The following is a 21,266-nucleotide window of genomic DNA, read 5'->3' as shown; positions in this document are numbered from 1 at the left end:
TAATTATTAGTATGAAAGTCTCCCAAATTCGCCAGGCCTACCTGGACTACTTCGCCAAAAAAGGCCATCAAATTGTCCCCTCCAGTCCGGTAGTGCCAGGGGATGACCCAACTCTGCTATTCACGAATGCGGGGATGAATCAGTTTAAGGATGTCTTTTTGGGTTTTGATAAGCGTCCTTATAACCGCGCAACCACCGCTCAAAAATGTATCCGTGCGGGTGGCAAGCACAATGACTTGGATAACGTTGGCTACACAGCCCGTCATCACACCTTTTTTGAAATGCTGGGCAACTTCTCTTTTGGGGATTACTTTAAGAAGGATGCAATTCAATTTGCCTGGGAATTACTCACTGAAGTTTTTAAACTTCCCGCAGAAAAGCTACTCGTGACTGTTTACGCGGAAGATGACGAGGCTTATGAGATTTGGAACAAGCAAATTGGTGTGCCGGCTGAGCGCATTATTCGCATCGGCGATAACAAGGGGGCGCGTTACGCTTCAGATAATTTCTGGATGATGGGCGACACCGGGCCATGTGGACCTTGCACTGAAATCTTCTATGACCACGGCCCACACATTGCTGGCGGGCCTCCAGGAAGTCCTGATGAGGATGGTGATCGCTATATTGAGATCTGGAATAACGTGTTCATGCAGTTCAACCGCGACGAAGCGGGCAACATGCATCTCTTGCCTAAGCCTAGCGTTGATACTGGCATGGGCTTGGAGCGTATCGCTGCAGTATTGCAGCAAGTGCATTCCAATTATGAGATTGATCTCTTTGTGAATTTGCTCAAGGCTGCTAAAGAAGCGGTTGATACAGCTGGTGGCGCGAACTGCGATATTGACAGTCCTTCGCTTAAGGTGATTGCAGACCATATTCGTGCATGTAGCTTTATCGTGGTGGATGGTGTGATTCCGGGTAATGCTGGGCGCGGCTATGTCCTGCGTCGTATTACGCGCCGTGCAATTCGTCATGGTTATAAGTTGGGTGCGCGCAAACCGTTTTTCTATCAACTTGTTCCTGCCCTCGTAAAAGAGATGGGCCTTTCATATCCAGAGTTACAAGCTGCCAAGGACAAAGTAAGTGAAGTGATTAAGCAGGAAGAAGAGCGCTTCTTTCAGACAATCGCTAACGGTATGGAGATTCTGGAGAGCGCGCTTGTTGGTGGTGCTAAGACCGTTGATGGCGAAACTGCCTTCCGTTTGCACGATACGTTTGGCTTCCCATTGGATTTGACTGCCGATGTGTGTCGTGAGCGCGGTGTTTCGGTTGATGCGGAAGGCTTTGAGTTGGCGATGCAAAAGCAGCGCGATCAAGCAAGAGCGGCTGGCAAGTTCAAAGTGGCCCAAGGTTTGGAGTACTCCGGCAAACCAACGCAGTTTCATGGCTATGACACCCTGAAACATGAGGGTGCCAAAGTAACGGCACTCTACGTTGATGGCTCGGCCGTGCAGTCTGTTAAAGCTGGCGATACTGCAGTAATCGTTTTAGATCACACCCCTTTCTATGCTGAATCTGGTGGACAGGTTGGTGACAAGGGTGAGTTGCGCAATGAGGCAGTACGTTTTGCAGTTGAAGATACTTTCAAGATTCAGGCTGATGTGTTTGGTCATCAAGGTGAAGTGCAAGAGGGCGAGCTGAAGGTGGGTGATTCAATCAACGCCTTGGTAGATGTCCAGCAAAGAACTGAAACGATGCGTAACCACAGTGCTACGCATATTTTGCATAAAGCATTGCGTGAAGTCTTGGGTGATCATGTGCAGCAAAAGGGTTCTTTGGTCGATGCTAGTAAAACTCGTTTTGACTTTACTCATAACGCACCCATTACTGCAGCAGAAATTCGTCGGGTAGAAGATATCGTGAATGCTGAGATCTTGGCTAATACCGCAACTTCCGGAAAAGTGATGTCTTTGGATGATGCGCAGAAAACTGGTGCCATGATGCTCTTTGGTGAGAAGTATGGTGACGAAGTTCGCGTTCTAGAAATTGGTAGTTCTAAAGAGCTCTGTGGAGGCACGCACGTGGGCCGTACTGGAGATATCGGTAGTTTGAAGATTGTTTCTGAGGGCGGTGTTGCTGCAGGTATTCGCCGTGTTGAGGCGGTCACTGGTAGAAATGCTTTGAATTTCTTGCAAGGCATGGAAGACAAGATCAACGAAGCTGCAACAATCTTAAAAACCCATCCAGGTGATTTGGTAAATCGTGTTGCTCAACTCCAAGAAAGCCTGCGTCAAGCTGAACGTGAGTTGGATAAGGTGAACTCTAAGCTTGCCGCAAGCCAAGGTGATGAATTAGCGACACAAGCAATTGATGTCAACGGCATCAAAGTCTTAGCAGCTCGCTTAGATGGTGCAGACGCTCAAGTACTTCGCGAAACCATGGATGCCTTAAAAGCCAAATTGAAAACAGCCGCCATTGTTTTGGCTTCCGTCCAGGGTGATAAGGTGAGCTTAATTGCTGGTGTGACTGCAGACTCAATTGCTAAAGTGAAAGCGGGTGACTTGGTGAACTTTGTTGCCCAGCAAGTTGGTGGCAAGGGCGGTGGCAAACCAGAGATGGCGATGGCTGGTGGTACTGACCCAAGTAAGTTGGGTGCGGCATTAGCTGGTGTGAAAGATTGGGTGGCCTCTAAGTGAGTAATCCTATTGAATTTAATCTCGAAGTCGATGCCATTGGCATGAATTGCCCGTTGCCGATCTTACGCACCAAGAAAGCTTTAGCCACTATGGAGTCCGGCCAAGTCTTGAAGGTCAAAGCTACCGACTCAGGTGCGGCAAATGATTTTCCTGCCTTTGCAAAACAGACTGGCAATGAACTACTTTCCAGCACTACCGACGGTGATGTATTGGTTTTTTTTCTGAAGAGAAGATAAAGCACTCTGAATACCTAGAACTCTGGCAACCAATAGAAAAGGCAGAAAGTGATTTCTGCCTTTTTTGCTTTTATCCCACAGAATTTAAATCTGCCGAAGATGAAGTTTTAGTCTAAGTTAAAGATCGACTTTTTAAGTAAGCTGCAAACTCAGTACTCACTTCTGGATGGCGTAGTGCGAATTCCACAGAAGCCTTAAGGTAGCCTAGTTTGCTGCCGCAGTCATAACGCACGCCATCGTATTCATAGGCGAACACAGGCTCTTCTTTGAGCAAGGAGGCAATAGCATCGGTGAGTTGAATTTCACCGCCGGCTCCAGGCTTGAGGTTGCGAATGTGATTAAAGATGTCTGAAGACAGTACATAACGACCCACCACTGCTAAGTTGGACGGCGCATCTTTGGGTTGTGGCTTCTCCACAATCCCATTTAAACGATAGATCCCTTTGGACACTTCCGACCCGGAAATAATGCCGTAGGAGCTGCTTTTGGATGGATCAATTTTTTCTACTGCTAAGACTGAGCCATTTTGCTCATCAAACACTTTAAGCATCTGCTTTAGAACTGGTGGCTGGCCATCAAGCAAGTCATCTGCAAGGATGATGGCAAATGGCTCATCGCGAACTAACTTTTCTGCGCACAGAACTGCATGCCCCAAACCCAGTGCTTCAGGTTGACGTACATACACGCAATCCACATGACTTGGTTTAACGCTACGAACAATCTCTAATAGAGCCTGCTTATTTTTGGCTTCGAGTTCGGCTTCCAATTCATATGCTTTATCAAAGTGGTCTTCGATGGCGCGCTTACTGCGGCCAGTAACAAAAATCATTTCAGTAATGCCGGCAGCAATGGCTTCTTCAACCGCATACTGAATCAGGGGTTTATCCACGACATTCAGCATCTCTTTCGGGCTAGCTTTGGTAGCTGGCAAGAAGCGCGTGCCAAGTCCAGCAACAGGGAAGACGGCTTTGGTAACAGCTTTAGTGCTTAATGGCATAGAAATTCCGATCAGTTGTATTGCTGCTTTATTTCAGTCGCTCTAATTGTGCAACAAGCTTCTCATGGTTTTGCTCAAATCCAGCAAGACGTTGCTTTTCTTGGGCAACGACCTCTTCCGGTGCTCGCGCTACAAAACTTTCGTTACCAAGCTTGCCACGTGCCTTGGTAATCTCATTTGCTAGGCGCTCAATTTCTTTGCTCAGACGAATTCTCTCGGCTGCAACATCTACTTCAATTTTGAGTAGTAGCTTGAGATTGCCAACTAAGGCCATTGGGGCGCCTGGGGCATCCTTCTCGAGTGCAGACTCGTCATCATAGATTTTGACTTCGGATAACTTGGCCAGCGCGGTTAAGTATGGGCTAGCCTTCTTCAGGAAGTCTTGCGGCCCACTAATCCAGAGAGGTACCTTGAGCGCAGGAGAGACTTGCATCTCACCACGCAAATTACGGCAAGCGTCCACAATCGATTTAATCTGAGCTACCCAAGTTTCGCTTTGCTCATCAATCTTATCGAGCTGAGCAACAGGGTATGGCTGTAATGCAATCGTTTGCTTGTCTTGCTTGGTCAACTCCTTACCAACCTTAGGCCCAACGGTTTGCCAAAGGGTTTCAGTAATGAATGGAATGAGTGGGTGCGCCATACGCAAGATAGTTTCTAAAACGCGAAGCAAAGTGCGACGAGTAGCGCGTTGCTGTGCCGGTGTCCCAGTCTGCAATTGAACCTTGGCTAGCTCTAAGTACCAATCGCAATACTCATCCCAAACAAACTGGTAAATGCTGCCAGCAATATTGTCAAAGCGATAGTTCTGGAAGCCCTTGGCAACATCAGCTTCCGTTCTCTGAAGTAAAGAAACAATCCAGCGATCTGCGGGAGAGAAGTCTAATTGCCCTTCTGGGCCGCATTGGTTGTCACAAGGAGCAAAACCATTTTCTTGTTCATCGCCAGGGCAATTCATGAGCACAAAGCGAGTGGCATTCCAAAGCTTGTTACAGAAATTGCGATAACCCTCGCAGCGTTTTTGGTCAAAGTTAATATTGCGACCAAGTGAGGCGAGTGAAGCGAATGTAAAGCGTAAGGCATCCGTACCAAACGCAGGAATACCTTCCGGAAATTCTTTCTTAGTTTTCTTACCTATGCTTTCAGCTTGTTTGGGGTTCATCAAGCCGGTGGTGCGCTTAGTGACTAAGTCTTCAATCTTGATGCCGTCAATGAGGTCGATTGGATCCAAAGTATTTCCTTTGGACTTACTCATCTTTTGACCTTCGGCATCACGAACTAGGCCATGAACGTACACTGTATTAAACGGTACCTTGCCAGTGAAATGACAAGTCATCATGACCATTCTGGCCACCCAGAAGAAGATGATGTCAAAGCCGGTGACCAAAACAGATGAAGGCAAGAAATGCTTGAGAGCAGGCGTTTCCTCTGGCCAGCCTAATGAGCTAAAGGGCACAAGTGCTGAGCTAAACCAAGTATCTAAGACATCAGGGTCGCGGTTGAGTTGCCCGGTATAGCCTGCCGCAACAGCTTTGCCCTTGGCTTCTTCTTCAGAGCGAGCAACAAAGATCTGGCCATCATCGCCATACCAAGCGGGGATTTGATGGCCCCACCAAAGTTGACGTGAGATGCACCAGTCTTGAATGTTCTCTAGCCACTGGGTATAGGTATTGATCCAGTTTTCAGGAACGAGCTTGATGTCACCTTTAGTGACTGCATCTAATGCTGCGCCAGCGATAGATGAGCCTGGTTGATATTGATTGTCTGGACTTGGTTTAGACATTGCCACAAACCATTGGTCAGTGAGCATAGGCTCAATGATGGTTTGAGTGCGATCGCCACGTGGCACCATCAATTTATGCGGCTGTACTTTTTCTAATAAACCAGCAGCATCTAAATCGGCAACGATTTGTTTACGTGCAGCAAAACGCTCAAGATCTTGATAAGCAACGGGTGCATTTTCATTAATCTTGGCATCGAGTGTGAGGATGTTGATAAGCGGTAATTGATGGCGTTGTCCAACAGCGTAGTCGTTAAAGTCGTGTGCAGGAGTCACTTTCACTACGCCAGTACCAAAAGCCAAATCCACATAGTCATCTGCAATGATCGGGATCTCGCGATTGCATAGTGGCAGTTTTACCGACTGACCAATGAGATGTTTGTAGCGCTCATCTTCTGGATTGACCATGACGGCAACGTCGCCCAATAGGGTCTCTGGGCGAGTAGTAGCAACAGTCAGGTGTCCTGAGTCATCTGCTAATGGATAGCGGATGTGCCACATAGAGCCATCTTCTTCTTCGCTCACTACTTCTAGATCGGAGACTGCAGTTCCCAAAACGGGGTCCCAGTTCACTAAACGTTTGCCGCGGTAAATCAATCCTTGCTCATGCAAACGAACAAATACTTCAACAACTGCTTTGGACATCTTGCTGTCCATTGTGAAATATTCTTTACCCCAATCAATCGAAGCGCCTAGGCGACGAATTTGGCGAGTAATGGTGTTGCCGGAAGTTTCTTTCCATTCCCAAACTTTCTCTAAGAATTTCTCACGACCTAAATCGTGACGAGAAACTTTCTGTGCATCGAGTTGGCGTTCAACGACGATTTGTGTGGCGATGCCTGCGTGATCTGTACCGGGAACCCATAAGGTATTTTTGCCGGACATGCGGGCGTGACGCACCAAGCCATCCATGATGGTTTGATTAAAAGCATGACCCATATGGAGGGTGCCTGTCACATTCGGTGGCGGCAATTGAATCGAGAAATCTCCCTTGCCCTCATCTAGGGTGGCGTCGGCAATGCCGCGGCGTTCCCATTCCGGACCCCAATAAGCTTCAATTGGGGCGGGTTCGTAGGATTTGGCTAGTTCATCTAAGGAGCTGGCCGCGGGTGAATTAGGGGTATTCGAAGCATTTGGCATAAGAGGCAAATTATAATTGGGGCGATGTACTCAGACTTGCTCGCAAACCTTAATCCAGAACAACGCGAGGCAGTGACCCTCCCGCCTGTCAATTCAAATGGTCAAGCCCAGTCAGCCCTGATTTTGGCTGGTGCCGGTAGTGGAAAAACCCGCGTCCTCACGACCCGTATAGCTTGGTTGATCCAAACCGGCCAGGTATCACCCATTGGTGTGCTCGCAGTGACCTTTACCAATAAGGCCGCTAAAGAGATGATGTTGCGCTTAAGTGCCATGTTACCGATCAATACCCGGGGTATGTGGATTGGCACTTTCCACGGTCTTTGCAACCGTTTATTGCGTGCCCATCACAAAGAAGCGGGTTTGCCGTCCACTTTTCAGATTTTGGACACCCAAGATCAGCTTTCCGCAATTAAGCGCCTGTTGAAGGGTTTAAAGGTCGATGATGAGAAATACCCCCCTAAGCAGTTGCAGTATTTCATTGCGCACGCAAAAGAGCGTGGTCAGCGTGCCAAAGAGTTATCCGTAGGGGATGACTTCCAGGGCAAGATGGCTCAGTTGTATGCAGCTTACGATGAGCAGTGTCAGCGTGAGGGTGTGGTCGACTTTGCTGAACTCTTATTGCGTAGCTATGAATTACTCAAACATAACGAAGCCATTCGCACGCACTATCAAGAGCGTTTCCGCCATATCTTGATTGATGAGTTTCAAGATACCAATGCACTGCAATACGCTTGGCTTAAATTACTTTCTGGTCACGATGCAAGCCGTGTAAATGTGAGCGGCATGGGAAGTAGTGCAGTCTTCGCGGTGGGTGATGACGATCAAAGTATTTATGCCTTCCGTGGTGCAGACGTTGAGAATATGCGTTTGTATGAAAAGCAATACCACCCCATGATGGTGAAGCTTGAGCAAAACTATCGCTCGCATGGCCACATCTTAGATACGGCCAACTATCTTATTTCTAATAATACGGATCGTCTAGGTAAAAACCTGCGCACCGATGCTGGTCATGGCGAGCCAGTCCGCATCTATGATGCTCCAAGTGATCATGCAGAAGCCGCCTGGCTCGTAGATGAAATCAAAGCTTTAGTAAATAGCGGTATCAAGCGTACTGAAATTGCTTTGCTCTATCGCAGCAATGCTCAGTCACGCATCATCGAGCATGCTCTATTCTCCGCAGCAATTCCGTATCGTGTGTACGGTGGGCTTCGCTTCTTCGAGCGCGCTGAAATTAAACATGCTTTAGCGTATCTACGCCTGCTAGAAAATCCAAATGACGATACCTCTTTCTCGCGTGTAGTGAATTTCCCAACGCGTGGAATTGGCGCAAGATCGATTGAGGCTGTGCAAGATGCAGCTCGCGCACAAAATAGCTCTTTATATTTAGCAGCATCAACTTTGGATGGTAAGGCGGGCGCCTCATTGGGTGGTTTTGTGCGATTGGTAGACCACATGCGTGAAGCTACTCGTCACAACACTTTGCCAGAGACGGTAGAGTTTGTGATTCAGAACAGCGGATTGATTCAGCACTATCTCTCTGAGCGTGAAGGCCAAGACCGCGTAGAAAACTTACAAGAACTCATTAACGCTGCAACCGCATTTATTGCGGAAGAGGGTTATGGTCAGGATGCTACTGCTGCTACGCTACCAGGTGAAAACGCGCCTGGCACGGTGGAGATATCTCCATTGGCAGCATTCCTCTCACACGCCTCTCTCGAGGCTGGTGACAACCAGGCTCAGGCTGGTCAAGACGCCGTTCAGCTCATGACAGTCCACTCGGCTAAAGGTTTGGAGTTCACCTCCGTATTTATTACGGGCTTAGAGGAAGGTTTATTCCCGCACGAGAACAGTATTAATGAGCAGAATGGTTTAGAGGAAGAGCGTCGCTTGATGTATGTCGCAATTACTCGAGCAAAAGAGCGTCTCTATCTCTCGCATACACAGTCACGAATGCTCCATGGTCAGGTGCGCTACAACATGCCTTCCCGCTTCTTGGAAGAATTGCCATCCGATTCCTTGAAGTGGCTCACTCCAAAAGTAAAAGATGCTCGCTGGGGCGGAGCCACCAGTGGTAATGGTGGTCGTTCAGGATCTACTTGGCAAGATGGCTACACGCGTCAACGTGAGTTTGGATCGAATGATTTCTTTGATAGTGGTAATGAGCGTGAGAGACCTGCAAGACAAATTGGGCGCGTAGGTTCTGCCTCAACCTCAGTAACCAGAATGGCCTCACCACCGCGTGGAAATTACCCATTTACAATCGGTCAGAATGTTTTTCACACTAAGTTTGGTGAGGGGCGTGTAACTGGTCTAGAAGGCAATGATGCTGATGCGCGCGCTCAAGTGAACTTCAAGCGCCATGGTGTGAAATGGCTACAGCTCAGTATTGCTAAGCTTGCTGCAATAGACTAAATCAGTAACTAAGCCAGCTATTACGCAATCAAGCTTGCCGATTCTTTTTCAGCAAAGCATGCTTTCCAGGTTGCAAAGAAAGAGCAATGCATCACAGTAAGTCCCGCCATGGAAATGGGGGCGATGATGAATGATGCGGCTTGACCAAAATCCAGCGCATCCAGAATGGAGCCAATGCTTAATGGAATGGCAACCAAGATCGCACCCCAAATTGCGATATATAAAAAGAATGCACCGCGATTTGTCCAGCATGCAATGGCACTAGAAAAGAGCGCCTGAGCTACTGGCATGTCAGCCCAAGCAACGAGCACGGGGGAGAACCACATGAGCATTGCAACTGGTACATAGAGTAGGCTGCCAAAAAAGAGAATCAAATAAATCTGGTTGAGGGCTTCGGGTGTAATCGGTTTTTCATTTGTCATGAGCGGGATCAGTACGTCAAAATCCACCAGCATCCCCAAGATAAAGCTCAACATCAGAATGAGCGCTGCGTACACCAAACCTAACTGAAGAATGCGTTTTCGAATTAAGGGGGTGGATTGCAGGGCAGTCACATAGACTGTTGGACGAATACGTTCTTTTTGAATGGCTAAGCGACAGGCGGTCATAAAGCCAACAGATAAAGTAGGTGTGAGTAATAAAACGGCAAAAACACCAATCACTGGCACGAGAACAGCTAATTGCGCTACAAACACATACAGAAAAATCAAAGTTAAAAAGCCTAATGGATTTTGTTTAAAAAGCCAAATACCTTGACGGATCCAGGTATAGCCTTCTTTTGGAGAGACAGAATTTAGTTTCATATTGCTTTGCGACTTAAGAGAATATTTTCAAAATGACGAGGGTCATGTGGGGTGAGCATTTGAGCATCACGCGGCAAGTAAAAATCCCACAAGCGAGAAATCCAAAACCGCAGAGCTGCAGCACGCACCATTAGTGGCCAACTTGCTTTCTCGCTGTCGGTAAGTGGTCGAACAGATTGATAAGCATCCATTAGCGCCATGAAGCGAGCAGGATCTAAATCCTGTTTATTTTCGGCAAGGCACCAATCGTTTACTGTAACCGCTAAATCAAATAACCACTTATCTGTTCCGGCGAAATAAAAGTCGAAGAAACCACCTAGCTGATCTTGAGAGCTATCGCCAGCACCTTGGGGGTCGAATAGTACGTTATCTCTAAACAGATCGCAGTGGCTTGCCCCCTGCGGGAGCGAAGTATATGCCTCTGAGGCAAAGAATTTTTCTTGAGTAGCGAGTTCGGTTGTGAGTAATTCTTTTTGAGAATCGCTCAAGTGGGTGAGTACCAGAGGAACAGTTTTTTTCCACCAAGACAGGCTGCGAAGATTTTCTTGGCTGTGCTTGAAGTCACTACCAGCTAAATGCATCTTGGCTAAATTTTCACCAACCAGAGCGCAATGCCTTGCTTCAGGAGCGAGTCTAGAGATCCCCGGAAGCTTACTCACAATCGCTGCAGGCTTATCTTTAAGGGTAAATAGAATCTGTCCTTGTTTATTCTCGAGTGGCTTGGGCACGGGAATGCCTTTGTTTGCCAAGTGACGCATCAACTCTAAGTAATACGGCAACTGGGCTGCTGATAGTCTTTCAAAAATAGTGAGAACGTATTCCTGTTTCTTGCCGTTCTTTTCAGTGTCGAGAAAGAAATTGGAGTTCTCGATGCCACCATGAATGCCGCGAATATCAACCGCTTGTCCAATATCAAAATCAGCTGTAATCCAATCAGAGATATCACTCAGTTCAACAGGTGTGAAGACGGCCATGACTAAAAGTGAAAGATGCGAATGGTGGGATGCAGAGTGTCAGCGATTAAAAAGGAATGCTGATACTAGGAACGCTAATGAGATCAGTTTCTTTTGGGACGCCTGGCATTACGGTCGCTGGGGGTGCCATTTCATAGTTGGTATAGCGTGTCTTTACATCAACCTGAGTAGGTGCGTTTGTATCTTTATATTCAGTAATTTCAGTACCGGTAGCCTCTTTATGCTGAAAGCTCGGTTTACGGCCTTCTGGTGCATTGGTTGCTTGAGATGCGCTGACGGCAGGAGCTAATGGCTGATTGTTAATGCGCTGTAGTTCGGATGGGCTCAGTGCCTGAGAATTATTTTGAGCATGCGCTGAATTTAAGCCGAAAGAGGCAAAAGCCACTAAAAAGCTTGTTAGAACAAGGGGTTGGCTCACAGAAGAGTGGAGTAAGTTAGTTAGAGCTTGCATCATTTTTCACCTTTATTGGCCTCTTTTCAGGAGGATTTGAACCTGATCTGTAGGCAGTTAGCAACTAGATTGTACGATTGCGGTATGACTAAACATAGACTCTTGTTGGTAGACGGTTCTAGCTACCTCTATCGCGCCTTTCATGCCATGCCAGACCTCAGAAATGGGGCGGGTGACCCAACAGGGGCAATCTATGGGATGGTCAATATGATGCGCCGAGCGCGCTCGGAACTCAAGGCTGACCATATTGCCTGTGTTTTTGACGCCAAAGGTAAGACTTTCCGGGATGAAATGTACTCTGAGTACAAGGCGCACCGCTCCCCCATGCCTGAAGATTTAGTCAAACAAATTGAGCCGATCCATGCGATGGTCAAGGCCTTAGGCTGGCCAGTACTGATGGTTTCTGGGGTTGAAGCTGATGATGTGATTGGTACCTTGGCTTGCCAAGCCACTCAAGCTGGCTGGGAAACCATTATTTCTACCGGCGACAAAGATTTGGCTCAGTTAGTGAATTCCTCGGTTACCTTGATTAATACGATGACCAATGAGAAGTTGGATATCGATGGTGTTATCGAAAAATTCGGCGTACCTCCAGAGCGCATCGTAGATTACCTGTCGATCATTGGGGATACCGTCGACAACGTACCCGGTGTTCCGAAGGCGGGCCCTAAAACAGCCAACAAATGGTTAGCTGAGTTTGGTGACCTGGATAACTTGATGGCAAATGCCGATCAAGTGAAGGGTGTTGTAGGCGAGAACTTGCGCAATAGTTTGGAGTGGCTTCCACAAGCGCGACAGCTGATTACCGTGAAAACGGATTGCGACTTATCCTCCCATCTTCCAGGCTTGGATGACTTGCACGCAAAACCAGAGGATGCACCGCTTTTGCGAGAGTTATTTGAACGCTACGCATTTAAGACGTGGTTACGTGATGTGGAGAAGCAGTTGGGTGGGGCAGTCCCTGAAGCTAGTGGCAGTTTTGATTTAGCTGGCAGCCCCATCAAAAATTCTTCGGAAGAAGATGTAAAAGCTGACACCAAGAAGTTTGGCCCTACTGCTACAGAGGCAACAACTGCCTTATCGCAAGAAACAATGGATCTGCAAGGCGCTATTGCCAAACATTATGAGTGTGTGGTGGATGAGGTTGCACTAGACCGCTGGATTAAAAAAATTGAAGGTGCAGAACTAACAGCTGTCGACACAGAAACTACTAGCTTGGATGCGCTAGCTGCTGAGATTGTCGGTATCTCGCTTTGCGTCACTCCTGGAGAGGCCTGCTATATCCCAGTGGCGCACCGTAATGGGGAGGCTCAACTCAGTCGTGAATTAGTCTTAGCCCGCCTGAAGCCTTGGTTGGAAAGCGCTTTGCATTTGAAGGTAGGTCAAAACCTCAAGTACGACAGCCATATATTTGCAAACTACAACATTACTTTGCAGGGCATTGCATTTGACACCATGCTGGAGTCTTATGTGCTGGAATCGCACATGCCGCACAACATGGATAACTTAGCCGAGCGACACCTCGGCATGAAGACCATTAAGTATGAAGAGGTATGCGGTAAAGGCGTGCATCAGATTGGTTTTGATCAAGTGGATCTGAAGATCGCTACAGACTATGCGGCAGAAGATGCGGACATTACTTTGCGTTTACACCACGCACTGTGGCCTCAAATCCAGGCAAGCCCAGGCCTTCTTTATGTTTATGAAAACATTGAGATGCCAGCCATGCGTGTGCTTGGCATCATGGAACGCAATGGTATTCGGATTGATTCGGCGCTGCTATCTCAGCAAGGCCAAGAGGTCGGCAAGCGTTTGCTTGCCTTGGAGGGAGAGATTCATAAGCTGGCTGGACAGCCATTCAACATTCAATCCCCTAAGCAGATCGCAGAAATTTTATTTGGTCAGCTAGAGCTTCCGGTAATTAAGAAAACACCATCGGGTGCGCCATCGACTGATGAAGAAGTTTTACAGAAGTTGGCTGAAGACTATCCTTTGCCTGCGCGTATTTTGGATTACCGCAGTCTTGCTAAATTGATGTCAACTTATATTGAGAAACTGCCACGCATGGCTGATCCTAAAACCGGTCGCGTGCACACGAGTTTTTCTCAGGCGACTGCAGTGACAGGACGCTTGGCTTCAAGCGATCCAAACTTGCAAAATATTCCTGTTCGTACAGAAGAGGGTCGACGCATCCGAGAGGCGTTTATTCCAGCTGAAGGTTGCAAACTTCTTTCTGCTGACTATTCTCAAATTGAATTGCGCATCATGGCGCATATTGCTGAAGATGAAAATCTGTTAGCTGCATTTGCTGCTGGTAAAGATGTGCACCAAGCTACCGCCGCTGAGATTTTTGGTGTGCCGCTTGAGAGTGTTAATTCAGAGCAGCGTCGCTATGCCAAGGTCATTAATTTTGGTTTGATCTACGGTATGAGTGCTTTTGGTCTGGCTGGGAACCTGGGCATTGAACGCTCGGCAGCTCAGAATTACATTGCCAAATACTTTGATCGCTATCCAGGTGTGGCCCAATATATGGAGCGCACTCGTTTAGAGGCTAGAGAGAATGGCTATGTCGAGACAGTCTTTGGCAGACGCCTATGGCTGCCGGAGATTAAGGGTTCGAATGGCCCTCGTCGTCAGGGTGCGGAGCGGGCTGCAATTAATGCCCCCATGCAAGGTACTGCAGCTGATCTGATTAAATTGGCCATGGTGGCGGTTGAGAATTGGCTAGAAAAAGAGGGTCTCAAGACCCGTATGTTGCTTCAGGTGCACGATGAATTGGTATTTGACGTACCCTTAGATGAGCTGGAGCTCTTGCAGGCAAAGCTACCTGATTTGATGTGTAAGGTTGCTGAACTGAAGGTTCCTTTGGTGGTGGGCATTGGGATTGGCGATAATTGGGAAGAAGCACATTAATTACAGGTAAGGAGACAAAAAATGACTACTAAAAAAGATTCAGATTCAAAAGTAATTGCTAGCGACAGAAGAGGTTTCATGAAAGTCTCTGCTATTACAGCAACCACGATGGGAATTGGTTTTGTAGCCGCCTCAGAGCCTGTGATGGCACAAGCAATCGAAACGGATTTCAAGGGCATTAAAGCGGGTGAGCAAATGATTCCAGTCGGCAGCTTTCAGATGCCAGCTTATGTCTCTCGTCCAGAAAAAGCCAAAGGTAATTTGCCGATTGTGATCGTCGCTAGCGAAATCTTTGGTGTACACGAATACATCGCTGACGTTACTAGACGTTTTGCTAAATTAGGCTATATGGCGATTGCCCCAGAATTCTTTATCCGAGCAGGCGATCCTAATACCTATGGAACTACTGCCGAGATCATGAGCAATATTGTTGCCAAGACTCCAGATTCTCAAGTCTTAAATGATTTGCAGGCAGCCATTCAATGGGCTGGCAAAAACGGTGGTGATGTGAAAAAAGTTGGCGTCACAGGTTTTTGCTGGGGTGGTCGTATTACTTGGCTCTCAGCTACGTTGCCTCAGGTCAAAGCTGGTGTAGCTTGGTATGGTCGCTTAGTTGGTGAAAAAACTGAAGGCAATCCTCGCCACCCAGTTGATATTGCTGTTGACCTGAAAGCTCCGGTCCTAGGTTTGTACGGTGGAGCAGATGCGGGCATCTCACTCGAAACTGTTGAGCAGATGCGTCAAGCGCTTGCAGCAGCAGCCCCGAAAAATCCAGCTGCTAAAGCCTCCCGTTTTGAAGTGTATCCAGATGCACCTCATGGCTTCCATGCGGACTATCGCGCTTTATATCGCGAAGGTCCAGCGAAGGATGGCTGGGAAAAATGTATTGCCTGGTTTAAACAAAACGGGGTTGCTTAATTTTCATGTCAGTACTGCAAAGCATTGTGCTGGTAACAGCGCTAGCGGGAGTCGCTAGCGTTCTTGTTGCGGCAAGTTTTTCTTTGTCTTTTCTGTCAAAGATGGTTCACAGCATGGTCAGTGTGTCGGTAGGTATTTTGCTGGCTACTGCCTTGCTGCATTCATTACCCGAGGCATTCACGATGCCGGGCGTGGATGCTAAGTTGCTATTTGCTACTTTGCTTGCAGGTCTCTTGAGCTTTTTCTTGCTTGAGAAAATCGCTTTACTGCGTCATAGCCATCATCACGAAGGAGATGGTCATGGCCACCACCATGGACATGATGCAGAAGTAGCGGGTCGCAGCGGTTGGATGATTTTGGTGGGCGATGGATTGCATAATTTTGTTGATGGTGTTTTGATTGCTGCTGCATTTATGGCCGATTACCAAGTCGGCATCTTTACTGCGATTGCCATTATTGCCCACGAGATCCCGCAGGAAATTGGGGATTTCATTGTATTGCTCAATGCAGGATTCACACGCACGCGCGCACTCATATACAACCTGATTTGTGGTTTATCTGCAGTAGTGGGTGGGGTATTGGCTTATTTCTTTTTGGAAAGAGTAAATGCGGCAATGCCTTACTTGCTCGTGATTGCCGCAAGTAGTTTTATCTACATTGCGGTGAGTGATCTCATTCCACAAATGCATCGCCGCCCACACTGGGCGGAGTCTTTACGTCAAACGATTTTGATTGCTTGCGGCGTTGGCTTTGTAATCTTGCTCTCGTTACTACATTAGAGTGCGACTGGCCTGCTCGGGTTGGCGCACCATTCACTCCAACTACCTGCATACAGACGTGAGCCTTTGAGGCCGGCGACTTCCATAGCCAACAGGTTATGACAGGCGGTTACTCCAGAGCCGCATTGATGAATGACTTCAGATGCTTTAGTTGAGCCTAAGAGATCATGAAAGTCTTTGAATAGTTGTTCTGGTGCCTTGAAGCTTTTTTTGGAAAGATTTTCTCTGAAGCAATAATTAATTGCATTGGGGATGTGTCCGCCAACAGGATCTAAGGTTTCATTTTGACCATGGAAGCGATCATTTGCGCGAGCATCCACAACTATATTATTTTTGGCTTTGAGATTGTGAACAACTTCCTCTACCGTTACTAGGCCAACATAAGGCATTGCAGGTACTGGCGTTGATGTTGGTTTTGCTTCGCGAGGCATTGTGCCAATCGGGCCATTCCAAGCATCTAGGCCACCATCTAATACTTGCACGTTGGCATGGCCAGTGGCTTTGAGCATCCACCATAAGCGACTGGCATATACAGAGCCTTGATTATCATATGCAACTACTAAAGTGTTTGAGTCAATACCTAAGCGTGATTTAGTTTGCGCCCAAGCCTCAGGGCTAGGTAGCGGATGACGACCATTCTTGCCCGTTTTTTCACCGGATAGATCGTGGTCTAGATCGACATAGAGAGCGCCAGGAATATGACCCTCAAGATAGGATTTGCGGCCTGCTAAGGGATCCACTAAATCAAAGCGGCAATCACAGAGCAATACATTTTCACCGCTGTTAATGATTTCTTCCAACTGATTTGCAGTAATGAGAGGCGTCATGATGGCTTCCTATTGAGAGCGGGATGGGTGTTACTGAATTATGCGCCTTCGTAACTCATGGCGCGACGGTACCATTCATGAAAATGTTGCATGCCATCTTCCATGGGACTTTGGTATGGACCCACTTCATTTTGACCGCGAGCTAGCAGGGCGGCCCGACCGGCATCCATACGTTCTGCAATTTCATCATCTTCAATGCAGGTTTCCATGTAGGCTGCACGCTCTGCCTCCACAAACTCACGCTCAAAGAGGGCGATCTCTTCTGGGTAATAGAACTCAACCACGTTCCGAGTTTTATTTGGACCCATAGGGTGCAAGGTGGAAACGCAGAGAACGCCTGGGTACCACTCGACCATCACATTCGGATAGTAGGTCAGCCAGATAGCGCCATGGCGGGGTGTTTTGCCCTCGTGGTGGCGTAGAACTGCTTCATGCCACTTTTGATAAACCGGTGATCCAGGTTTCTCAAGGCTCTTGTGAATACCAACAGTTTGTACGCTGTGCCAGTCACCAAATTCCCAACGCAGATCTTCGCAAGAAACAAACTTACCCAAGCCTGGGTGAAATGGAACAACGTGATAGTCCTCGAGGTAGACCTCAATAAAAGTCTTCCAGTTGTAATTACATTCATGGACTTCAACATGATCCAGAACGTAACCCTCAAACTTGAGATCATCGGCAACACCGAGTTTGGCAAGATCGGCACGAACATCGCGTGGACCTTCAAATAAGAGCCCTTGCCAATTTTGCAGGGGGGATTTGCCTAGATTAAGACAAGGCTTATCTTCAAAATGGGGCGCACCCATGAGTTGACCATTTAAATCGTAGGTCCAGCGATGCAGGGGGCAAACAATATTGTCCGCTTTGCCTTTGCCATTAAGCATGAGTGCTTGGCGGTGACGGCAGACATTAGATAGGAGTTCAATGCCATCTTGATTGCGAACCAAGAGTCGACCTTCATTTTCTGAGGTCAAGGTTTGGTAGGAACCAACTTCAGGAACCATGAGTTCGTGACCAACATAGCCTGGCCCCTGCTTAAAAAGCAGTTCAATTTCACGTTGATAGAGCTCAACGTCAAAATAAGCCGAAACCGGCAGTTGTAAATTGGACGGCGCAAGCTGCTGCGCGGTAGCCAGATTAGTCATTCTCCCCACCCCCGAAAACGTCAGCCGAAGCTAAGCGGAATAACCAATCCAACCATCGACGGATCGATATTGGAAAGGAAGGAGGGGATTATACCCATCTGACCCCTGTCTCGCTTTAATATGTAGGACTATATCTGCAAGAAATTTGAAGGAAATAAGCCAATGCCAGCAAAGAAATCTGAGGGTCAGAAACCCGGTCTTGAGGTTCAAATCGACCCAAACTTGCGTTACGAGCAGGCTGTCAAGGAGCTGGAAAAGCTCATTTCTGACATGGAATCTGGCAAATTCTCTCTGGAGGAGACGCTTGTGGCCTATCAACGTGGTGCGGCACTCCTAAAACACTGCCAGGCCATGCTCGCTCAAGTTGAGCAGCAAGTTCGAGTATTTGAAGCCTAAGTCACGCGCAAATTAAGCCTTCATGAACAATACGCTTTCATTCGAGGATTGGATTCGTGCTCACGGGCAACGAACTGAATCGGCTTTAGAGAACTTGCTTGATGCCGCCAATACAAACCCTGCACGTTTGCATGAAGCTATGCGATATGCTGCTCAAGGTGGCGGCAAACGTATTCGTCCTTTATTAGTTTATGCCGCTGGTGAGTTGGGTGATGAACCCAACGAAGTAAAGCAAGTTGCCTTAGATGCTGCCGCAGTAGCAATTGAATGCATTCATGCTTATTCCTTGGTGCACGACGACTTGCCTTGTATGGACGATGATGATTTGCGTCGCGGTCGACCTACAGTACATAAGGCCTATGATGAGGCGACTGCTTTGTTAGTTGGCGATGCATTGCAGACTCGCGCATTTGAAGTGTTAGCAAACGCACCGTGCGATGCCGACATTCGCTTAGCCATGATTGGCGCATTAGCAAGCGCATCTGGTTCGCGCGGTATGGCAGGCGGGCAAGCAATCGACCTGGACAGTGTGGGAAAGAAATTAGACCTTGCCGGCTTAAAGCAAATGCATGCGATGAAAACAGGAGCTCTACTTTGTTGTTCGGTGCAGATGGGTGGTATTGCTGCCAAACTTAATTCAGCCCAAATGCAGCATCTGCAAAATTACGCCCAAGCTTTAGGTTTAGCCTTTCAAATCGTGGATGATGTGCTCGATGCCACTGCAGATAGTCAAACCTTGGGTAAAACCGCTGGGAAAGACGCCGCTAATGACAAGCCAACCTATGTGACCTTGATGGGTTTAGACTATGCCAAGAAAGCAGCTAAAGATTTGCAAGAAACTGCAATTGCTAGCTTAGAGAGTTTTGGCCCTAAAGCCCAAGCCCTAAAAGATTTGGCTCTATTAGTGGTTAATAGAGGCAAATAAGATTACTGAAGATTTGATGACTTTAAATTCCATTCACTCCCCTGCAGATTTAAAAAAACTTCCCCGTGAGCAGCTTCCTGCACTCGCAGATGAGTTGCGTCAGTTTGTTTTGGACTCTGTTTCAAAAACAGGGGGACACCTTTCCTCTAATTTGGGAACAGTCGAGTTATCAATCGCGCTGCACTATGTGTTTGATACGCCCGCCGATCGCGTGGTGTGGGATGTAGGTCATCAAAGTTATCCACACAAAATCTTGACTGGTCGTCGCGAGCGCATGAATACCTTGCGTCAGTTTGATGGCTTATCTGGTTTTCCACGTCGCGCTGAAAGTGAATACGATGCCTTTGGTACCGGTCACTCTTCAACGAGCATTTCTGCAGCGATGGGTATGGCGCGTGCCTTCCAAACAAAGGGTGAGAAACAAGTCGCTGTTGCGGTGATTGGCGACAGTGCCATGACAGGCGGTATGGCATTTGAGGCTATGAACAATGCGGGTGTGTATGACGACTTGCCATTGGTGGTGATTCTGAATGACAACGATATGTCGATCTCGCCAGCAGTGGGCGCGCTCAATCGACACCTCGCCAGATTGCTGAGTGGCAATATTTACTCAGCTACTAAGAAGGGTATTGATAGTGTTTTATCGATTGCCCCTCCTTTGCGTGAGTTTGCTAAACGCTTAGAAGATCATGCCAAGGGCATGGTCTCGCCATCAACCATTTTTCAAGAATTTGGCTTTAACTACTTTGGGCCAATTGATGGTCACGACTTAGATGCGCTTATTCCGATGCTGCAAAACGTACGCCGTTTGGCGCTCGAGGGTCGTGGCCCGCAGTTCTTGCATGTCGTGACGCGCAAGGGTCAGGGCTATGAGTTAGCTGAAGCAGACCCAGTTCTGTACCACGGGCCTAGTAAATTCAATCCAGAAGAGGGTGTTAAGAAGGCCACTTCCCCGTCGCAAAAAACCTTTACTCAAGTCTTTGGTGAATGGCTCTGCGATATGGCGCATGCTGATCCACTGTTGATTGGCATCACACCAGCAATGCGTGAAGGCTCCGGTCTCGTTGAGTTTGAACAGAATTTTCCGAAGCGTTATTACGATGTTGGTATAGCTGAACAACATGCAGTGACTTTTGCTGCTGGTATGGCATGCGAAGGTATGAAGCCAGTTGTTGCAATCTATTCAACATTCTTACAGCGTGCATACGACCAACTCATTCATGATGTGGCTATTCAGGATCTGCCAGTATTGTTTGCATTAGATCGTGCAGGTTTAGTTGGTGCAGATGGCGCAACGCATGCTGGTGCGTATGACATTCCATTCTTGCGCTGTATTCCGAATATGTTGGTATTGACGCCAGCAGATGAAGCGGAGTGTCGTGATTTATTGACTACCGCATTTCATCAGCCGCACCCAAGCGCAGTGCGCTACCCACGTGGTGCTGGTGTAGGAAGGATTCCTTCAAAAGAATTACGTACCGTGCCATTAGGCAAAGGTGAGTTACGCCGTAAGTCTAGTGCACCTGCTGGTCAGCGCATTGCGATTTTGGCTTTTGGTACTTTGCTTTATCCAGCGCTCGAAGTGGCTGAGAAAATCGACGCCTCGGTTGCCAATATGCGTTTTGTAAAACCATTAGACCTTGAGCTTCTCAAATCTTTGGCTCAAGACCATGATTACTTTGTGACGATTGAGGATGGCGTGATTCAGGGTGGTGCTGGCAGTGCATGTTTAGAGGCTCTTTCTGCAATGGGTATTAACAAGCCCCTATTGCAACTAGGTCTTCCAGATGAATTCGTGGAACATGGCGATTACAAACTCCTGATGAGTAAATGTGGCCTGGACTCCGAGGGGATTGCAAAGGCTATATCCTTGCGTTTTCCAGTTAAAACCATTGCAAATCCAGTTGCTGCAGGCAAATAAGTCATTTTTGCCT

Annotated in this window: 16 protein-coding genes; 9 read left to right on the top strand and 7 right to left on the bottom strand. The window is 47.6% G+C overall.

Features of this window, described 5'->3' with window-relative positions; genetic code table 11:
- Positions 1-11: 11 nt before the first annotated feature.
- Positions 12-2,636 (top strand): alanine--tRNA ligase, encoded by a 2,625-nt coding sequence (gene alaS, locus FD975_RS08475; RefSeq protein WP_215301872.1) that lies wholly within the window; start codon positions 12-14, stop codon positions 2,634-2,636.
- 8 nt (positions 2,637-2,644) lie between these two features.
- Entirely contained in the window at positions 2,645-2,872 is a 228-nt protein-coding gene (locus FD975_RS08470; RefSeq protein ID WP_215303953.1) for a sulfurtransferase TusA family protein, read from the top strand.
- A gap of 112 nt (positions 2,873-2,984) precedes the next feature.
- On the opposite strand, the gene galU is transcribed toward FD975_RS08470, so the two are convergent.
- Positions 2,985-3,869 (bottom strand): UTP--glucose-1-phosphate uridylyltransferase GalU, encoded by an 885-nt coding sequence (gene galU, locus FD975_RS08465; protein ID WP_215301871.1) that lies wholly within the window; start codon positions 3,867-3,869, stop codon positions 2,985-2,987.
- A 28-nt stretch (positions 3,870-3,897) separates the two neighbouring features.
- Positions 3,898-6,789: a valine--tRNA ligase gene (locus FD975_RS08460; protein WP_215301869.1), complete on the bottom strand. Its 2,892-nt coding sequence runs from the start codon at positions 6,787-6,789 to the stop codon at positions 3,898-3,900.
- 24 nt (positions 6,790-6,813) lie between these two features.
- On the opposite strand from FD975_RS08460, the gene FD975_RS08455 reads away from it, so the two are divergent.
- On the top strand, positions 6,814-9,201 hold the full coding sequence (locus tag FD975_RS08455) for a UvrD-helicase domain-containing protein (protein WP_215301860.1): 2,388 nt from the start codon (positions 6,814-6,816) through the stop codon (positions 9,199-9,201).
- 20 nt (positions 9,202-9,221) lie between these two features.
- On the opposite strand, the gene FD975_RS08450 is transcribed toward FD975_RS08455, so the two are convergent.
- Genes FD975_RS08450 through FD975_RS08440 form a run of 3 tightly spaced genes read right to left on the bottom strand, consistent with a single transcriptional unit; the run spans position 9,222 to position 11,432 of the window.
- Positions 9,222-10,004 (bottom strand): BPSS1780 family membrane protein, encoded by a 783-nt coding sequence (locus FD975_RS08450; RefSeq protein WP_215301858.1) that lies wholly within the window; start codon positions 10,002-10,004, stop codon positions 9,222-9,224.
- Entirely contained in the window at positions 10,001-10,978 is a 978-nt protein-coding gene (locus FD975_RS08445; RefSeq protein ID WP_215301856.1) for a homoserine kinase, read from the bottom strand. The genes FD975_RS08450 and FD975_RS08445 overlap by 4 nt, the downstream gene beginning before the upstream one ends.
- Positions 10,979-11,024: 46 nt before the next feature.
- On the bottom strand, positions 11,025-11,432 hold the full coding sequence (locus tag FD975_RS08440; RefSeq protein ID WP_251371181.1) for a hypothetical protein: 408 nt from the start codon (positions 11,430-11,432) through the stop codon (positions 11,025-11,027).
- Positions 11,433-11,513: 81 nt separating this feature from the next.
- Here FD975_RS08440 and polA point away from each other — a divergent pair, with 81 nt between their 5' ends.
- The 3 genes from polA to FD975_RS08425 are packed head-to-tail and all read left to right on the top strand — an operon-like array spanning position 11,514 to position 16,039.
- On the top strand, positions 11,514-14,342 hold the full coding sequence (polA, locus tag FD975_RS08435; protein WP_215301855.1) for a DNA polymerase I: 2,829 nt from the start codon (positions 11,514-11,516) through the stop codon (positions 14,340-14,342).
- A 21-nt stretch (positions 14,343-14,363) separates the two neighbouring features.
- Positions 14,364-15,260, top strand: coding sequence for a dienelactone hydrolase family protein (locus tag FD975_RS08430; RefSeq protein WP_215301853.1), 897 nt, complete (start codon positions 14,364-14,366; stop codon positions 15,258-15,260).
- Positions 15,261-15,265: 5 nt separating this feature from the next.
- Positions 15,266-16,039, top strand: coding sequence for a ZIP family metal transporter (locus tag FD975_RS08425; protein ID WP_215301851.1), 774 nt, complete (start codon positions 15,266-15,268; stop codon positions 16,037-16,039).
- On the opposite strand, the gene FD975_RS08420 is transcribed toward FD975_RS08425, so the two are convergent.
- Positions 16,036-16,866 carry a sulfurtransferase gene (locus tag FD975_RS08420; RefSeq protein ID WP_215301849.1) on the bottom strand — a complete coding sequence of 277 codons (831 nt, stop codon included), beginning with the start codon at positions 16,864-16,866 and terminating at the stop codon, positions 16,036-16,038. The genes FD975_RS08425 and FD975_RS08420 overlap by 4 nt on opposite strands.
- 38 nt (positions 16,867-16,904) lie before the next feature.
- On the bottom strand, positions 16,905-18,011 hold the full coding sequence (locus FD975_RS08415; protein ID WP_215301848.1) for an aromatic ring-hydroxylating dioxygenase subunit alpha: 1,107 nt from the start codon (positions 18,009-18,011) through the stop codon (positions 16,905-16,907).
- Between the two features lie 162 nt (positions 18,012-18,173).
- Between FD975_RS08415 and xseB the strand changes: the two genes are divergently transcribed.
- The 3 genes from xseB to dxs are packed head-to-tail and all read left to right on the top strand — an operon-like array spanning position 18,174 to position 21,253.
- A complete protein-coding gene (xseB, locus tag FD975_RS08410) occupies positions 18,174-18,407 on the top strand; it encodes an exodeoxyribonuclease VII small subunit (RefSeq protein WP_215301847.1) in 234 nt (77 codons plus the stop codon).
- Positions 18,408-18,429: 22 nt separating this feature from the next.
- Complete coding sequence (locus tag FD975_RS08405) at positions 18,430-19,332, top strand: polyprenyl synthetase family protein (RefSeq protein ID WP_215301845.1); 903 nt, start codon at positions 18,430-18,432, stop codon at positions 19,330-19,332.
- A 16-nt stretch (positions 19,333-19,348) separates the two neighbouring features.
- The gene (gene dxs / locus FD975_RS08400; RefSeq protein WP_215301843.1) at positions 19,349-21,253 is read left to right on the top strand and encodes a 1-deoxy-D-xylulose-5-phosphate synthase; all 1,905 of its coding nucleotides are present in this window, start codon (positions 19,349-19,351) and stop codon (positions 21,251-21,253) included.
- Positions 21,254-21,266 lie beyond the last annotated feature (13 nt).

Source organism: Polynucleobacter sp. AP-Jannik-300A-C4 (assembly GCF_018688335.1).
Lineage (GTDB): Bacteria > Pseudomonadota > Gammaproteobacteria > Burkholderiales > Burkholderiaceae > Polynucleobacter.
The sequence above is the reverse complement of the archived record's forward strand: the minus strand, read 5'-3'. Positions and strand labels throughout refer to the sequence as shown.

Excerpts from the sequence above, each read along its gene's own strand:
- xseB (WP_215301847.1), top strand. The coding sequence starts at position 18,174 with ATGCCAGCAAAGAAATCTGAGGGTCAGAAACCCGGTCTTGAGGTTCAA.
- FD975_RS08425 (WP_215301851.1), top strand. The coding sequence starts at position 15,266 with ATGTCAGTACTGCAAAGCATTGTGCTGGTAACAGCGCTAGCGGGAGTC.
- FD975_RS08450 (WP_215301858.1), bottom strand. The coding sequence starts at position 10,004 with ATGAAACTAAATTCTGTCTCTCCAAAAGAAGGCTATACCTGGATCCGT.
- FD975_RS08430 (WP_215301853.1), top strand. The coding sequence starts at position 14,364 with ATGACTACTAAAAAAGATTCAGATTCAAAAGTAATTGCTAGCGACAGA.
- FD975_RS08445 (WP_215301856.1), bottom strand. The coding sequence starts at position 10,978 with ATGGCCGTCTTCACACCTGTTGAACTGAGTGATATCTCTGATTGGATT.
- alaS (WP_215301872.1), top strand. The coding sequence starts at position 12 with ATGAAAGTCTCCCAAATTCGCCAGGCCTACCTGGACTACTTCGCCAAA.
- FD975_RS08440 (WP_251371181.1), bottom strand. The coding sequence starts at position 11,432 with ATGATGCAAGCTCTAACTAACTTACTCCACTCTTCTGTGAGCCAACCC.
- FD975_RS08460 (WP_215301869.1), bottom strand. The coding sequence starts at position 6,789 with ATGCCAAATGCTTCGAATACCCCTAATTCACCCGCGGCCAGCTCCTTA.
- dxs (WP_215301843.1), top strand. The coding sequence starts at position 19,349 with ATGACTTTAAATTCCATTCACTCCCCTGCAGATTTAAAAAAACTTCCC.
- FD975_RS08420 (WP_215301849.1), bottom strand. The coding sequence starts at position 16,866 with ATGACGCCTCTCATTACTGCAAATCAGTTGGAAGAAATCATTAACAGC.
- polA (WP_215301855.1), top strand. The coding sequence starts at position 11,514 with ATGACTAAACATAGACTCTTGTTGGTAGACGGTTCTAGCTACCTCTAT.
- FD975_RS08405 (WP_215301845.1), top strand. The coding sequence starts at position 18,430 with ATGAACAATACGCTTTCATTCGAGGATTGGATTCGTGCTCACGGGCAA.
- FD975_RS08415 (WP_215301848.1), bottom strand. The coding sequence starts at position 18,011 with ATGACTAATCTGGCTACCGCGCAGCAGCTTGCGCCGTCCAATTTACAA.
- galU (WP_215301871.1), bottom strand. The coding sequence starts at position 3,869 with ATGCCATTAAGCACTAAAGCTGTTACCAAAGCCGTCTTCCCTGTTGCT.
- FD975_RS08455 (WP_215301860.1), top strand. The coding sequence starts at position 6,814 with ATGTACTCAGACTTGCTCGCAAACCTTAATCCAGAACAACGCGAGGCA.